This window comes from Marinobacterium rhizophilum (assembly GCF_024397915.1).
GTDB lineage: Bacteria > Pseudomonadota > Gammaproteobacteria > Pseudomonadales > Balneatricaceae > Marinobacterium_A > Marinobacterium_A rhizophilum_A.
The window spans coordinates 1436939-1451176 of the sequence record NZ_CP073347.1; the positions used below are offsets into that span (position 1 = coordinate 1436939).

At 59.7% G+C, this 14238-nt stretch carries 14 protein-coding genes; 3 read left to right on the top strand and 11 right to left on the bottom strand.

From position 1 onward, the window contains the following. Positions 1-131 precede the first annotated feature (131 nt). From KDW95_RS06340 to leuC, 5 genes are all read right to left on the bottom strand, one after another. Positions 132-1148, bottom strand: coding sequence for an aspartate-semialdehyde dehydrogenase (locus tag KDW95_RS06340; RefSeq protein ID WP_255855442.1), 1017 nt, complete (start codon positions 1146-1148; stop codon positions 132-134). 105 nt (positions 1149-1253) lie between these two features. Continuing rightward, positions 1254-2366 (bottom strand): aspartate-semialdehyde dehydrogenase, encoded by a 1113-nt coding sequence (asd, locus tag KDW95_RS06345; RefSeq protein WP_255855443.1) that lies wholly within the window; start codon positions 2364-2366, stop codon positions 1254-1256. 89 nt (positions 2367-2455) lie between these two features. Then, positions 2456-3538, bottom strand: coding sequence for a 3-isopropylmalate dehydrogenase (leuB, locus tag KDW95_RS06350; RefSeq protein WP_255855444.1), 1083 nt, complete (start codon positions 3536-3538; stop codon positions 2456-2458). Positions 3539-3547: 9 nt separating this feature from the next. Continuing rightward, on the bottom strand, positions 3548-4195 hold the full coding sequence (gene leuD / locus KDW95_RS06355; RefSeq protein ID WP_255855445.1) for a 3-isopropylmalate dehydratase small subunit: 648 nt from the start codon (positions 4193-4195) through the stop codon (positions 3548-3550). Between the two features lie 18 nt (positions 4196-4213). Continuing rightward, positions 4214-5635: a 3-isopropylmalate dehydratase large subunit gene (gene leuC, locus KDW95_RS06360; RefSeq protein WP_255855446.1), complete on the bottom strand. Its 1422-nt coding sequence runs from the start codon at positions 5633-5635 to the stop codon at positions 4214-4216. Positions 5636-5800: 165 nt separating this feature from the next. On the opposite strand from leuC, the gene KDW95_RS06365 reads away from it, so the two are divergent. The 3 genes from KDW95_RS06365 (at position 5801) to phaC (ending at position 8840) form a co-directional block, all read left to right on the top strand. After that, positions 5801-6691 (top strand): LysR family transcriptional regulator, encoded by an 891-nt coding sequence (locus KDW95_RS06365; RefSeq protein WP_255855447.1) that lies wholly within the window; start codon positions 5801-5803, stop codon positions 6689-6691. Between the two features lie 98 nt (positions 6692-6789). Further along, entirely contained in the window at positions 6790-7743 is a 954-nt protein-coding gene (locus tag KDW95_RS06370; protein WP_255855448.1) for a poly(R)-hydroxyalkanoic acid synthase subunit PhaE, read from the top strand. Beyond that, positions 7740-8840 (top strand): class III poly(R)-hydroxyalkanoic acid synthase subunit PhaC, encoded by a 1101-nt coding sequence (gene phaC, locus KDW95_RS06375; protein WP_255855449.1) that lies wholly within the window; start codon positions 7740-7742, stop codon positions 8838-8840. The genes KDW95_RS06370 and phaC overlap by 4 nt, the downstream gene beginning before the upstream one ends. A gap of 126 nt (positions 8841-8966) precedes the next feature. Here phaC and phaR read toward each other — a convergent pair whose 3' ends face one another. From phaR to prmB, 6 genes are all read right to left on the bottom strand, one after another. After that, entirely contained in the window at positions 8967-9464 is a 498-nt protein-coding gene (gene phaR / locus KDW95_RS06380; RefSeq protein ID WP_255855450.1) for a polyhydroxyalkanoate synthesis repressor PhaR, read from the bottom strand. Positions 9465-9512: 48 nt separating this feature from the next. Beyond that, positions 9513-9779, bottom strand: coding sequence for a DUF6489 family protein (locus KDW95_RS06385; protein ID WP_255855451.1), 267 nt, complete (start codon positions 9777-9779; stop codon positions 9513-9515). A 62-nt stretch (positions 9780-9841) separates the two neighbouring features. Next, a complete protein-coding gene (locus KDW95_RS06390) occupies positions 9842-11008 on the bottom strand; it encodes an MFS transporter (protein WP_255855452.1) in 1167 nt (388 codons plus the stop codon). A gap of 105 nt (positions 11009-11113) precedes the next feature. Beyond that, positions 11114-11968 (bottom strand): polyamine aminopropyltransferase, encoded by an 855-nt coding sequence (gene speE, locus KDW95_RS06395; RefSeq protein WP_255855453.1) that lies wholly within the window; start codon positions 11966-11968, stop codon positions 11114-11116. A gap of 104 nt (positions 11969-12072) precedes the next feature. Further along, positions 12073-13164 (bottom strand): chorismate synthase, encoded by a 1092-nt coding sequence (gene aroC / locus KDW95_RS06400; RefSeq protein WP_255855454.1) that lies wholly within the window; start codon positions 13162-13164, stop codon positions 12073-12075. Between the two features lie 117 nt (positions 13165-13281). Beyond that, positions 13282-14196, bottom strand: coding sequence for a 50S ribosomal protein L3 N(5)-glutamine methyltransferase (prmB, locus tag KDW95_RS06405; RefSeq protein ID WP_255855455.1), 915 nt, complete (start codon positions 14194-14196; stop codon positions 13282-13284). Between the last annotated feature and the right edge of the window lie 42 nt (positions 14197-14238).

Below are 14238 nucleotides of genomic sequence, written 5' to 3' on the forward strand. Positions count from 1 at the left end.
ACAGAGTATTATTTATAAAGTAGGAAACGGTCAAGGAAAGCACCGAACCAACCGGCCGAATTCACCCGCAACCCGCTTTCTTCAGCAAAAAATAGCATTAAAAAAGGGCCGCAGCCCTTTTCATTCCAATTTTACAAACCCGCCTGGATCAGCAATTCGGCAATTTGCACCGCATTCAGTGCCGCTCCCTTGCGCACGTTGTCTGACACGACCCAGAGATCTATGCCATTTTCGCAGGACAGGTCTTCGCGTATACGGCTGACGAAGACCGCATCCTTGCCGGTGGCCTCGGTGACCGGAGTCGCCCAGCCTCCCGCCACAGCCTCATCGACCACCTCGACGCCCGGCGCCATCTGCAGCATTTCACGCACTTCAATCGCGCTGATCTGGTCTCGGGTCTCCACATGGACCGCTTCGCTGTGGCCGAAGAACACCGGCACGCGCACACAGGTCGGATTTACACCGATGTCGTCATCTTCGAGGATTTTACGCGTCTCGTTGACCATTTTAAGCTCTTCACGCGTGTAACCGCTGTCATCGAAACTGTCGATCTGCGGTAAAACATTGAAGGCCATCTGCTTGGGGAAAATCTGCGTATCAATTTCCTGGGCATTCAGCAGCAAGGCCGTCTGACGCGCAAGCTCTTCTACCGCCTTGCGTCCGCCCCCGGACACCGCCTGGTAAGTTGCCACGTTGATCCTGCGAATACCGACACTGCGGTAGATGGGCGCGATGGCAACCAGCATCTGGATAGTCGAGCAATTGGGGTTGGCGATAATACCGTTGTGCTCGTGAATGCGTTCGGCATTCACTTCCGGCACGATCAGCGGTACTTCGGGCTCGTCACGAAAGCAAGAGCTGTTGTCAATGACCACTGCGCCCGCCTCGACCGCCACAGGTGCATATTCGGCGGCAACGTCGCTGCCTGCCGAAAACAGTGCGATCTGCACCTTCGAAAAGTCAAAATCCGCCAGGTTTTCAACCCGGCGGGACTTGCCATTAAAGTAGATTACCGAGCCTGCGGAGTTATCGCTGCCCAGCGGATAGAGATTTTCCACCGGAAAACCACGGGACTCCAGCAGCTCGATCATGGCTTCGCCAACAAGGCCGGTCGCCCCGACTACTGCGACGTTATAGGTCTGACTCATCACATCTCCAGAAACAGGCCAGCCCGAACACGTCGGGCTGGCGAAAAACCCGGCGACAGCTGCACTGCGCCGGGTTCAAAGGATATCACTGCGCAGCCGCAGCAATTAGTCGGCCATCAGGATCCGCAGCATGCGGCGCAGCGGCTCGGCCGCTCCCCAAAGCAGCTGATCGCCAACACTGAACGCGTTGAGGTATTCACCACCCAGGTTCATCTTGCGCACACGCCCCACCGGCACCGACAGAGTACCGGTGACTTTGGCCGGCGTCAGCTCGCTCATGGTCTGCTCGCGGTCGTTGGGCACCAGTTTCACCCAGTCGTTGGCGTCGGCAATCATGCCTTCGATTTCGTCCAGCGGAATATCCTGTTTCAGCTTGATGGTAAAAGCCTGGCTGTGGCAGCGCATGGCACCGATACGCACACAGGTACCATCGATGGGAATCGGCTGCGCCGAAAGCCCCAGAATCTTGTTGGTTTCGGCGAAGCCTTTCCACTCTTCGCGCGTCTGGCCGTTATCCAGCGGGCTGTCGATCCAGGGGATCAGGCCGCCGGCCAGCGGCACACCGAAATTGTCGGTGGGCATCTGGCCACTGCGCAGGGTTTCTGCGACCTTGCGATCCACGTCCAGGATGGCACTGGCGGGATGCAGCTGATCGGCAACAGACCCGTGAATGATACCCATCTGGCTGATCAGCTCGCGCATATGACGCGCACCGCCGCCGGACGCCGCCTGGTAGGTCATGGAGGTCAGCCATTCGATCTGGCCGGCCTTGAACAGGCCACCCAGGCCCATCAACATCAGGGATACGGTGCAGTTGCCACCGATGAAGTTCTTTACACCGCGACCCAGGCCATCCTTGATGACATCCAGGTTGACCGGGTCCAGCACGATCAGGCTGTCAGCATCCATGCGCAGGGACGAGGCCGCATCGATCCAGTAGCCCTTCCAGCCGGCAGCGCGCAGCTGGGGGAAAATATCCTTGGTGTAGTCGCCACCCTGGCAGGAAATAATCGCATCCATCTGTTTAAGCTCATTAATATCCTGAGCGTCTTTCAGAGCCGGGATGGACTTGCCAATATCCGGACCGGCTTCGCCGACCTGAGAAGTGGTGAAGAACACGGGTTCATCAATCTGATCGAAATCCCGCTCGTCCCTCATGCGTTGCATCAGCACGGAACCAACCATTCCACGCCAACCTACAAAACCTACACGTTTCATTCTTTTCCCCACTGATTGGAAAGATAACAAACGACAAAAGCCAGCCTGTCTCAGGCTGGCTTTTGCTGCCCTGAATTAAGGGGCGCCTGTCAGGCGTTCAGCGCACGCAACACGGCATCACCCATCTCCGACGTGCTGGTCGCCTGCATGCCGGCAGACATGATGTCCGCGGTACGCAGATTCTGATCCAGCACCTGGCTTACCGCCGCCTCGATTTTATCTGCAGCTTCGGGCGCCGCCAGAGAATAACGTAACATCATAGCGACTGAGAGGATGGTTGCCAACGGGTTGGCGATCCCCTGACCTGCAATATCCGGTGCCGAACCATGGCAGGGTTCATACATGCCCTTGCCGTTTACATCCAGGGATGCGGAGGGCAGCATGCCGATAGATCCGGTCAGCATCGCCGCTGCATCCGACAGGATGTCGCCGAACATGTTGCCGGTCACCATCACATCGAATTGCTTGGGCGCACGTACCAGCTGCATGGCGGCGTTATCGACGTACATGTGCGTCAGCTCGACATCCGGGTACTCGGCGGACAGCTCGATCATGACTTCGCGCCACAGCACCGTCACTTCCAGCACGTTGGCCTTGTCGACGGAGCACAGGCGCTTGTTGCGTGCGCGGGCCGCTTCGAACGCCACCCGGCCGATGCGACGGATTTCGTTTTCGTCGTACACATAGGTATTGAAGCCTTCGCGCACACCGCCCTCTTTCACGCGCACACCCCGGGGCTGACCAAAGTAAATGCCGCCGGTCAGCTCACGCACGATCAGAATATCCAGGCCGGCCACCACTTCAGGCTTCAGACTGGAAGCATGGGCCAGCTGCGGGTAGAGAATGGCCGGACGCAGGTTGCCGAACAGCCCGAGCGAAGAGCGAATGCCCAGCAGGCCCTTTTCCGGACGAATGGCAAAATCCGGGATGCTGTCCCACTTGGGGCCGCCCACGGCACCCAGCAGAATGGCGTCCGCCGCCTGGGCCGCAGCCAGGGTTTCATCCGGCAACGGCTTGCCGGTGGCATCGATCGCGGCGCCGCCGACCAGCTGCTCATCCAGCGTCAGGCCCAGATCAAACTGGCTGTTTACGCACTCGAGCACCTTGCGGGCTTCACGCACGATTTCAGGGCCAATGCCATCGCCTGGCAGGATCAGAACTCTCTTGCTCATGGGTGCTTCCTATTTCGTGGTATCGAACAGCCAGGGTGCAGCCGCACTGCGGCGCGCCTCGTAGGCGTGAATATCGTCGGCATACTGCAGCGTCAGGCCGATATCGTCCAGGCCGTTCAGCAGGCAGTGCTTGCGAAAGGCATCCACGCTGAACTCGATCTTGCGGCCATCAGGCGTGCACACCTGCTGCTGTTCCAGATCGATCGTCAGCGAATAGCCTTCTGCGACCTGGGCCTGCGTGAACAGTTCATCCACCACATCCTCGTCCAGCACGATGGGCAGCAGACCGTTCTTGAAGCAGTTGTTGTAGAAAATATCGGCAAAGCTCGGCGCAATAATGGCGCGAAAGCCAAAATCTTCCAGCGCCCAGGGCGCGTGCTCGCGGCTCGACCCGCAGCCGAAGTTCTTGCGCGCCAGCAGCACGCTGGCACCCTTGTAGCGAGGCTGGTTGAGCACGAAATCCGGGTTAAGCGGGCGCTGGCTCGCGTCCTGGTCCGGCTGACCTTCATCGAGGTAGCGCAGCTCATCGAACAGGTTCTGACCGAAGCCACTGCGCTTGATCGATTTCAGGAACTGCTTGGGTATGATCAGGTCGGTATCGACGTTGGCACGGTCCATCGGCGCGACGGTGCCCTGGTGCAATGTAAATTTTTTCATGGCGGGTCTCCTTCGCGCTTAGTGTTTGACGAACTCGCGCACGTCGACAAAATGACCGGCGATCGCCGCAGCGGCGGCCATGGCCGGGCTCACCAGGTGCGTGCGTCCACCAAAGCCCTGACGACCTTCGAAGTTGCGGTTCGATGTGGACGCGCAGTGCTCGCCGGCGCCCAGCTTGTCCGGGTTCATGGCCAGACACATGGAGCAGCCCGGCTCGCGCCACTCGATACCGGCATCGATAAAGATCTGATCCAGACCTTCGGCCTCGGCCTGCGCCTTCACCAGGCCCGAGCCCGGCACCACCAGCGCCTGCTTAAGGGTGCTGGCAACCTTGCGGCCTTTAACCACTGCGGCAGCTTCACGCAGGTCTTCGATACGCGAATTGGTGCACGAACCGATAAACACCCGATCCAGCGTAATGGCGGTGATGTCCTGATCCGCCTGCAGCCCCATGTACTGCAGCGCACGGCTGTAGCCTTCACGCTTGACGGCGTCGGTCTCAGCGGCGGGATTGGGCACCTTGCCACTGACACCGGTGACCATCTCAGGCGACGTACCCCAGGTGACCTGCGGCTCGATATCAGCGGCATTGATGGCGACCACGGCATCAAACTGCGCATCGGCATCGGAGACCAGGTCCTTCCAGGCCTCGACCGCCAGATCCCAGTTATCACCCCTGGGCGAATAGGGCCGCCCCTTGACGTACTCAACAGTGACCTCATCACAGGCCACCAGGCCGACACGTGCGCCCGCCTCGATCGCCATATTGCAGATCGTCATGCGCCCTTCCATCGATATGCTGCGCATGGCGGTGCCGCCAAACTCGATCGCATAACCGGTACCACCGGCCGTGCCGATAACACCGATAACATGCAGGATGACATCCTTGGCGGTGACACCGACGCCCAGATCACCGTCGATGCGCACCAGCATGTTGTTCATTTTCTTGGTGATCAGGCACTGGGTCGCCAGCACGTGTTCAACTTCGGAGGTGCCGATGCCGTGTGCCAGGGTGGCGAAGGCGCCGTGGGTCGAGGTATGGGAATCGCCACAGACGACCGTCATGCCCGGCAGGGTTGCGCCCTGCTCCGGGCCAACAACGTGCACGATACCCTGGCGCAGATCGTTCATCTTGAATTCGGTAATGCCGAAGGACTCACAGTTGTCATCCAGCGTCTGTACCTGGATACGGGACACAGGATCACTGATACCCTGTACGCCGCTGGAGCGGTCGGTCGTCGGCACGTTGTGATCAGGCGTGGCGAGGTTGGCATCGATGCGCCAGGGCTTGCGATTGGCGATACGCAGGCCTTCAAACGCCTGGGGCGAGGTCACTTCGTGCAGCAGGTGCCGATCTATATAGATAAGGGCACTGCCATCATCGTTCTGGCGCACAAGGTGGTCTTGCCACAGCTTGTCATACAGCGTTTTACCGGCCATTTTCCGCTCCTCCCAATTCGACTCACAAGGCTGCACAGGCTCAGCCCGCAGCGACATGCAGGCATCCTAAGCCAGTCCTAACCACAAAACAAATTCATTATTTTTATAGTTTGAATTCCAAACAGGAATACTTAAACTGGATTTCCATCCTCCCGGGTTACCGCCATGGACACAAACACGCTGCAAGCCTTCGTCTGCGTCGCACAGACAGGCTCATTCTCCCAGGCCGCGAACCAGCTGTTCCTGACCCAGTCCGCCGTCAGCAAGCGTATATCACTGCTGGAAGAGCAGCTTGCCACCCGCCTGTTCGATCGCATCGGCCGCCATATCAGCCTGACCGAAACCGGCCGTGCCCTGCTGCCGCGCGCCAACCGCATATTGCTGGAATTTGACGATACGCGACGCATGATCGGCAACCTGTCAGGAGAGGTTCAGGGGCCGCTGAGCCTCGCGGCCAGCCACCATATCAGCATGCACCGCCTGCCACCGATCCTCAAAGCCTTCAGCCAGCGCTATCCGGCGGTGACACTGCAGCTCAAGTTCGACGAATCGGAACGGGCCTTCGAGAACATTCTCAAGGGCGATCTGGAGCTGGCTCTGATTACCCTGTCGCCCAGCCCGCACAGCAGCATTCACTCACAGGTCATCTGGCAGGACCCGCTGCGCTACGTCGTGGCCAAAGACCACCCGCTGGCCGGCAAACCCGCGCTTTCGCTACAGGAACTGACACACTTTAGCGCCATACTGCCCGGCAGCAGCACCTTTACCCGGCAGCTGGTCACCGAGCAGTTTGCCCGGCACGGGCTCACCCTGGACGTCGGCATGTCCACCAACTACCTGGATACGATTCGCATGATGGTCAGCATCGGTCTGGGCTGGAGCCTGCTACCCGAGTCGGTGATTGACGACGAACTCAGGGTACTGGAACTGGGAGAGGCACCCATCGTGCGACAGCTGGGTTACATCCACCACCGCGACCGCACCCTGTCCAATGCCGCGCGCCAGTTCGTGGAAATGCTGCATGACCCGGGCCAAGCGACAAGCGGATCCCGCTGATGGCCATCATCACAGCACGCAAACGGTATCTGCACTTCATAACAGCCATGGGGCTGTATTAAGATGGTCATCCGCAGCAGCGCGCCCGGAGACACCTTTTGACCGACGATTTTCGTACCCTGATGGACCAGTGGCTCGAGCGACAGCAAGCCTGGTGGGCACAGCTGTGCGCTGCACAACCGTCAGCGCAAAAGGTCTGGGACAGCCTGCTCGACGCCACGGCCAAGCCACAGGGCGTCGAACCGCAGCACCGCATTCTTGCCCAGCTCGCAGGCCAGATCCTTGTCCTGAACCAGCATGGCGAGCCGTTTTTCAAAGCCCTTCAGACACCTGACGCCGGTGCCGCCCTCGCGGAAATCATCCAGCGCTGGCTGCAACTTCTGCAACAGCAAGCCGGCAACGACGCGACCGCCTCCTGGGCGCTGCCGGAATCCCTTCGCACCCTGCTTCAGGCGGCGGGACTGACCGAAGCCGAGCTGCTCGATGGCGCGGCTCTGGACACCCTCAGCCGCCTGTTCAGCACCGCTGGCATAGCGCCCGAGCAGGCCCGCACCCAGGCACGGGAAGCCATGCAACTGCTGCTTGATTACCAGCAGGCACTGCAGCAATATCTCGACCAGATTGGTGCCGTGAGTCGGCAGGCCGCCAGCGCACTGACTACAACCCTGCAAGGTAACGCCACCGCCGTCACATCCCTTGGCGCATTGCACGACCTCTGGGTCGATCACTATGAACAGGCCTATCGGCAGCACGCCTTCAGCGATGCCTTTCAGACCGCCCATGGTCGCATTTCCAATGCCCACATGCGCCTGCAGCGCTTTGGCCTGCGCCTGCGCGATGCACAGTTGCAGGCGGCCGGCCTTGCCAGCCACCGGCAGGTGCAACAGTTGCGGCGCGACGCCCACCTGCTGCGCAAGCAATTGCGCCAGCTGCAACAGGCGCAGGCAGAGACACCCGACCCCCAGACCAGCATCGCCGCATTGCGGGCGGAGCTTGACGCCCTGCGCGGCGAGATCCAACAGACAACGCCCCGCAGGAAACGCAAAGCATGAACGGAATCGATCTGGACGGCGACCGCGTTCGCGACGAAGTACAGGCTCATCACCGCGCTCTTATCGACAGCTGCGAAACCCTGGCCGGGATTCGCAGCGTCGAGGTCGGCACATCCCCGTGCGACGTGATCTACACCCAGGACAAGCTCAGGCTGCTGCACTACGTTACCGAACAGCCAGACGACCCCGAGACCCGGAGTTCAAGGGATGCAACGGCATGCCGAACACCCTTGCTGATCTGCTATGCACTGGTCAATCGCCCCTACGTGGTTGACCTCGACAAGCGTCGCTCACTGGTCCGCAAGCTGCTGGCCCTGGGCATTGACCTCTACCTGCTCGACTGGGGCTACCCGGATGCCGACGACAGCCACCTGGACCTGGACGACTACATAAACGACTACCTGAACACCTGTGTCGACCAGGTACGCCTGCACAGTGACCAGGATCAGATCAACCTGCTGGGCATCTGCCAGGGCGGCACCTTCAGCCTGTGTTATAGCGCGCTCTATCCCCACAAGATCAAGAACCTGATCACCCTCGTCACCCCGGTGGATTTCAAGACACCGGACAACCTGCTCAGCCACCTGGCGCAACAGGTCGATGTCGACCTCGCCGTGGACACCTACGGCAACATCCCCGGCAGCATGCTGAACGACGCCTACAAGGCCCTGATGCCCATGCGCCTTGGCATTCAAAAACAGCTGCACATGCCCACCCAGCTGCAAGACCGCAGCAAGGCGCTGAATTTTCTGCGCATGGAAAAATGGATACACGACAGCCCGGACCAGGCCGCAGAGGCCTTCAGGCAATTCATTCGGGATTTCTTTCAGCACAACAAGCTGATCCAGGGACAGATCATGCTTGGCGGGCGCAGCGTCAGGCTGGAGAACATTCACCAGCCCGTCCTCAACATCTACGGCGAACAGGACCACCTGGTACCGCCGTCGGCGTCAACACCGCTGGCGCAGCACATCTCCAGCACGGATTATGAAGCCCTGCCCGTTGCCGCCGGCCATATCGGCATTTTCGTCGGCAAGCGCGCCCAAAACCTGCTGGCACCCCATATCGCACAATGGCTGCGTCAGCGTGACGACTAGACCCTGAAGGTGCCGACCCGCCCGTCTGTACAGCATGGGCCAACGCACCCACGTCAAGCACCAGAAACAAAATCGCCGCTCTGAAGCGGCGATAGTGACTCTGGCGTGGCGACTGCGACCGGCCCGCTACTTGTCGGACTTGCCCGCCGTTTGCGGCTGTGGCTTGTCGGACTCGGGGGCCGCCTCATCCTCGGGCGCACGGCCACCGGGCTTGAACATATTCCACATCGCCATGTTCTGATCCGCCAGCCGGTTCATCACGGTCAGCGGATTGGCAACGCCCATCATGTTTTGCATCTGCTCGCGAATGCGGTCCTGATGCTCGAGGAAGGCGCCGACGCTCTGCTCGATATACTGGCTCATCATGCCCTGCATGCTGTCACCGTAAAAACGGATCAGCTGCTGCAGCACCTGATTGGTCAGCAGGGTACCATGACCTTCCGCTTCCTGCTCCGAGATGATTTGCAGCAGAATATTGCGTGTAAGATCGTTACCGGTTTTGGAGTCCTGCACCTGAAACGCCTCGCCACTGAGGACCAGCAGCTTGACGTCTTCGAGGGTTACGTAACAGCTCTTGGACGTATCGTACAGTCGACGGTTGGTGTACTTTCTTAATATTCGCAAGGTACCTGCTCTCTCGTTGCTTCCACTCATTCGCGATCGGACCTCATATCAATCGGAAGCCTTCCCGGCTTCCTTTGACGTTCCCTTATAATTAGTCATCATCTTCAGCATCATCTGCTGCAGCGCTTCCATCGAACCCAGACCTCCGGTCATGTAAGGCTTGAACAGCGTTAGCGGATCATAACCGTCCGCCCCCGCCGCCATGCGCTCGCGAATCTGGTCCAGCATTTCTTCCTGAAAGCCCGCGATGTCCGGCAGACCCAGCACCCGGCGCATTTCATCGGGCGTCATGTCCACATCGATTTTGAACTTCATACTGCCCCCGGGTATCGATTGACCAAGCTGAATCTATAGTATAACTGCACCGCAATACAAATCTAACGCTCATTTTGCTGCAGTTTTTCCGGACGAATCCAGACCATTGCCAGCAAAATCGCAACGGCGCTTGCTGCAGCCGCGGTCATGAAAGCAACCCCGGAGCCCTGGGCCTCCCACAGCAAACCCGCCATCAGGGCCCCACTGGCGCCGCCGGCGCCAAACCCGAAACTCGAAAACAGCGCCTGCCCCTGCCCCTGGGAGTGCTCGGAAAAATACTGCTGTACCAGCGCAATACCCAGTGCATGCAGACAGCCAAAGGTCGCCGCATGGAGCACCTGAGCCAGCAGCATCAAGGGCAGACAGTCCGGCACCCAGGCGATCAGCAGCCAGCGCAGCACGCACAGCCAGAGACTGATCAGCATCAACTGGCGTACGCCGAAGCGACCGATCAGCCGGTGCATCACAGCGAACACCAGAATCTCGGCGACGACCCCCAGCGCCCAGAGCAACCCGATCACCCCCCGGCTGTATCCCAGGCTCTCGAGCAACAGGCTGTAGAAGGTGTAATAGGGCCCGTGGGAAAACTGCACCAGAAAAACAATGGCATAAAACGCCATCACCTGCGGGCAATGCAGGGCACTCAGAAAACTGCCCCCCGCCTCGCCTTCGCGGGCGCTGACTGCCGGCGCCCGAACCAGCAGACTCGTGCACCAGATCAGCAGCATCAGTCCCAGCATGATCCAGGGCAGCCAATTAACGCCAATCACATCCAGCGCCCAGCCCAGCACCACCACGGTCAACACGAAGCCCACCGACCCCCAGAGCCGCAACTGGCTGTAACGGGCACGCTGGGCGCCCAGATGACGCAGCGTAATGACTTCGAACTGCGGCAGCACCGCATTCCAGAAAAACGAGAACGCCAGCATGACCCAGGCGATGCCCGCAGCGCTGTCCTGCCAGAAGATCGCCAGGAACACCAGCGCGGTCATGCCACTGCCAAAGCGCACAATTTCGATACGCCGGCCGGTTCGATCCGCCGCCCAGCCCCAGATATTGGGCGCCACAATGCGCGATGCCTGCACGATGGCCATCAACATGCCGATGGTACGGGCATCAAACTCAAGGCTTTTCAGATAGAGCGGCCAGTACGGCACTATGCTGCCGAGGAGCGCAAAATAGAAAAAATAGAAGCCGGACAAACGCCGGTAGGGAATGGGCTCGGACATCAGTGTCAAGCTTGCCTGCCAGGGCCTGAGGGGCCCGTTGCAACAATCAGGTAACGCAGCGACTGCGACTCCCCACCAACGGGGGACCCGCAGCCAGGAACGCTATCAGGCGTCCTTGAGGGCATCAACCACGAACTGCGGCAATGCGAAACTGCCGCAATGCATCGCCGGGTTGTAGTAGCGGGTCCTGATGCCGGATGCGGCAAAACGCTGCTCAATCAGTTCCCGTGACTGGGTTGGCAATGCGGCATTATCCGAGCCCCAGGCCAGGGTCATGTTACCGCCGATATAGGTCGGCACCGCGGCACAGTAGAAGGTCTGGTCCTTGAAGTAAGGGCTCAGGCGACGACGGGTCGTCAGCACTTCTTCCACCTGCATGTAGGCCACGCCGTTTTGGGCCACAAAAACGCCACCGTCATTCAGGCAGCGCTTGCAGCCTTCGTAAAAGGCGCTGGAGAACAGCACTTCACCGGGGCCAACAGGATCGGTGCAATCGGAAATGATGACATCGAACTTCTCGTCGGTCTGCTGCACGAACTCGATACCGTCGGCAATCACGATATTGGCGCGCGCATCATCGAAGGCGCCCTGGGAGTGGTTCGGCAGGTACGTCTTGCACATGTCGATTACGGCCTGGTCGATTTCGACCTGGGTCACATGCTCGACCTCCTGGTGTTTCAGCACTTCACGCAGGATGCCGCCATCACCGCCGCCGATAATCAGCACGCGCTTGGCCGCGCCATGGGCAAACAGCGGCACATGGGTCAGCATCTCGTGGTAGACGAACTCGTCCTTCTCGGTGGTCTGAATGATGCCGTCCAGCGCCATCACGGTTCCGAATTTCTTGTTGCGAAAGATGATCAGGTGCCAGGAGTCGGTTTGCTGCTCGAACAGCACTTCGTCGATCTCAAAGCTCTGGCCATAGCCGTCATACAGTTTTTCGGCGTAGTTCGAAGTCATCTCGTTGTAAAACCCTTGAATACAATTGCCATGACCGCCAGCGGCGGCCGCTTACTACAAAAACGCCAGCTGAACGCCAGCGCGGTGCACCTTAGCGCAACACTTTAACGCAACACTGGCACGCTGGATGCGACATCCGCGTTCTGTCCCCGGTTACGCAGGTAATGATCCATCAGCACGATGGCCATCATGGCCTCGGCGATGGGCGTGGCACGGATACCGACACAGGGATCATGCCGGCCCTTGGTGACCACTTCAATCGGCTCGCCCCGGGCATTGATGCTGCGCCCGGGCAAACGCAGGCTGGAGGTGGGCTTGAGCGCTATGTGGGCAATGATGTCCTGACCGGTGGAAATTCCGCCCAGCACACCGCCGGCATGGTTGGACAGAAAGCCTTCGGGGGTCATTTCGTCACGGTGCTCGGTGCCCTTCTGCTCGACCACGGCAAAACCATCGCCGATCTCGACGCCCTTGACCGCATTGATGCTCATCAGTGCATGGGCCAGGTCCGCATCCAGCCGATCGAAGATCGGCTCGCCAAGACCGACGGGAACATTGCGCGCGACCACGGAAATCCGTGCGCCTATGGAATTGCCTTCCTTGCGCAGCTCATCCATATAGACTTCCATGCGCGCCGCGGCCTCGGCATCCGGGCTAAAGAACGGATTGCGGGACACTTCGGCCCAGTCAAAGCGTGCTTCGTCGATGCGAATGGGGCCCAGCTGGCTCAGGTAGCCGGCGACTTCGATGCCCTTGCTGGCGAGAAACTTGCGCGCGATGCCACCGGCCGCCACACGCATGGCGGTTTCACGGGCCGACGAGCGGCCACCACCACGATAGTCCCGAAAGCCGTACTTGTGGCTATAGACGTAGTCGGCATGGGCCGGGCGAAAGGTATCGGCAATATTGGAGTAATCCTTGGAGCGCTGATCGGTGTTTTCAATCAGCAAGCCGATAGGTGTGCCCGTGGTACGGCCTTCAAACACGCCGGACAGGATACGCACCTGGTCGGGCTCGCGTCGCTGGGTGGTATGGCGCGAGGTACCGGGTTTGCGCCGATCCAGGTCGCCCTGCAGGTCCGCTTCACACAACTCGATCCCCGGCGGACATCCGTCCACCACACATCCCAGCGCCGGACCATGGCTTTCGCCAAAGGTCGACACCGTGAACAGCTTACCGAAACTATTTCCAGACATATGCGTTCCTGTCACAGCAAACCCGGACACTGCACCCGCTTGCGGCTCGAAAGCGATATCCGCGGCAGTGCCTGGTGATAATGTAAAAGTGATCTGTCGACATGGCGCCAAGGCGACTCAAAACAGATCGCGGTACTGATGCAGATCCGCCGCGGTGATCGCAAAGACACCGTTGCCATGCTCAAGCTCAACCCAGATAAAGGGCACCTGCGGGAACTGCTCCATCAGGTGTACTTCGCTGTTGCCGACTTCCACCACCAGCAAGCCGTCCTCGTGCAGAAACTCGCAGGCCTGTCGCAGGATATTGCGGGTGATGTCCAGGCCATCTTCACCGGAGGTCAGCGCCAGCTCCGGCTCATGACTGAACTCCGCCGGCATGGAGGCATAGTCCGATGCATCCACATAGGGCGGGTTGCTGACGATCAAATCGTAACAGCGCCCCTGCAGGGAGCTGAACAGGTCGCTCTGCATCACATTGACCCGCTCTTCAAGGCCATGGCGATGAACATTGCGTGCCGCCACTTCCAGCGCCTCGACCGAGACATCCACCAGATCGACTTCGGCTTCCTCGAACACATCGGCGCAACCGATACCGATGCAGCCACTGCCCGCACACAGGTCCAGAATGCGCTCCACCGGCCCCGGCCGCAGCCAGGGCGCAAAGCGTGCCTGCACCAGCTCGGCGATCGGGGAACGGGGAATCAGCACGTTCTCGTTGACATAGAACGGCATGCCCAGGTACCAGGCCTCACCGATCACGTAGGGCAGCGGCTTGCGCTCTTCGACACGCAGGCGCAGGAATTCCACCACGCGCTTGCGTTCGCCAAAGGTCAGGCGGGCATCCAGGATCGCAGGGTTGGTATCCCAGGGCAGATCGATGGCGCCGAGCACCAGCTGCACGGCTTCATCCCACGCATTGTCCGTGCCGTGACCGAAAAATACCTGTTCGCGATTGAACTGGCTCAGACTCCAGCGGACAAAATCGCGTATCGTATATAGCTCATTTACAACCTGTTCTTGATCGATGCTCATTCCAAAACCGATAATAAGGGGAGTTTGTGCCGCACCTTAGCG

What these genes read in the sequence shown, in the direction of transcription:
- KDW95_RS06365 (WP_255855447.1), top strand. Translation starts at nt 5,801, where the DNA reads ATGGACACAAACACGCTGCAAGCCTTCGTCTGCGTCGCACAGACAGGC.
- asd (WP_255855443.1), bottom strand. Translation starts at nt 2,366, where the DNA reads ATGAAACGTGTAGGTTTTGTAGGTTGGCGTGGAATGGTTGGTTCCGTG.
- leuC (WP_255855446.1), bottom strand. Translation starts at nt 5,635, where the DNA reads ATGGCCGGTAAAACGCTGTATGACAAGCTGTGGCAAGACCACCTTGTG.
- KDW95_RS06385 (WP_255855451.1), bottom strand. Translation starts at nt 9,779, where the DNA reads ATGAAGTTCAAAATCGATGTGGACATGACGCCCGATGAAATGCGCCGG.
- leuB (WP_255855444.1), bottom strand. Translation starts at nt 3,538, where the DNA reads ATGAGCAAGAGAGTTCTGATCCTGCCAGGCGATGGCATTGGCCCTGAA.
- aroC (WP_255855454.1), bottom strand. Translation starts at nt 13,164, where the DNA reads ATGTCTGGAAATAGTTTCGGTAAGCTGTTCACGGTGTCGACCTTTGGC.
- KDW95_RS06340 (WP_255855442.1), bottom strand. Translation starts at nt 1,148, where the DNA reads ATGAGTCAGACCTATAACGTCGCAGTAGTCGGGGCGACCGGCCTTGTT.
- phaC (WP_255855449.1), top strand. Translation starts at nt 7,740, where the DNA reads ATGAACGGAATCGATCTGGACGGCGACCGCGTTCGCGACGAAGTACAG.
- KDW95_RS06390 (WP_255855452.1), bottom strand. Translation starts at nt 11,008, where the DNA reads ATGTCCGAGCCCATTCCCTACCGGCGTTTGTCCGGCTTCTATTTTTTC.
- leuD (WP_255855445.1), bottom strand. Translation starts at nt 4,195, where the DNA reads ATGAAAAAATTTACATTGCACCAGGGCACCGTCGCGCCGATGGACCGT.
- speE (WP_255855453.1), bottom strand. Translation starts at nt 11,968, where the DNA reads ATGACTTCGAACTACGCCGAAAAACTGTATGACGGCTATGGCCAGAGC.
- prmB (WP_255855455.1), bottom strand. Translation starts at nt 14,196, where the DNA reads ATGAGCATCGATCAAGAACAGGTTGTAAATGAGCTATATACGATACGC.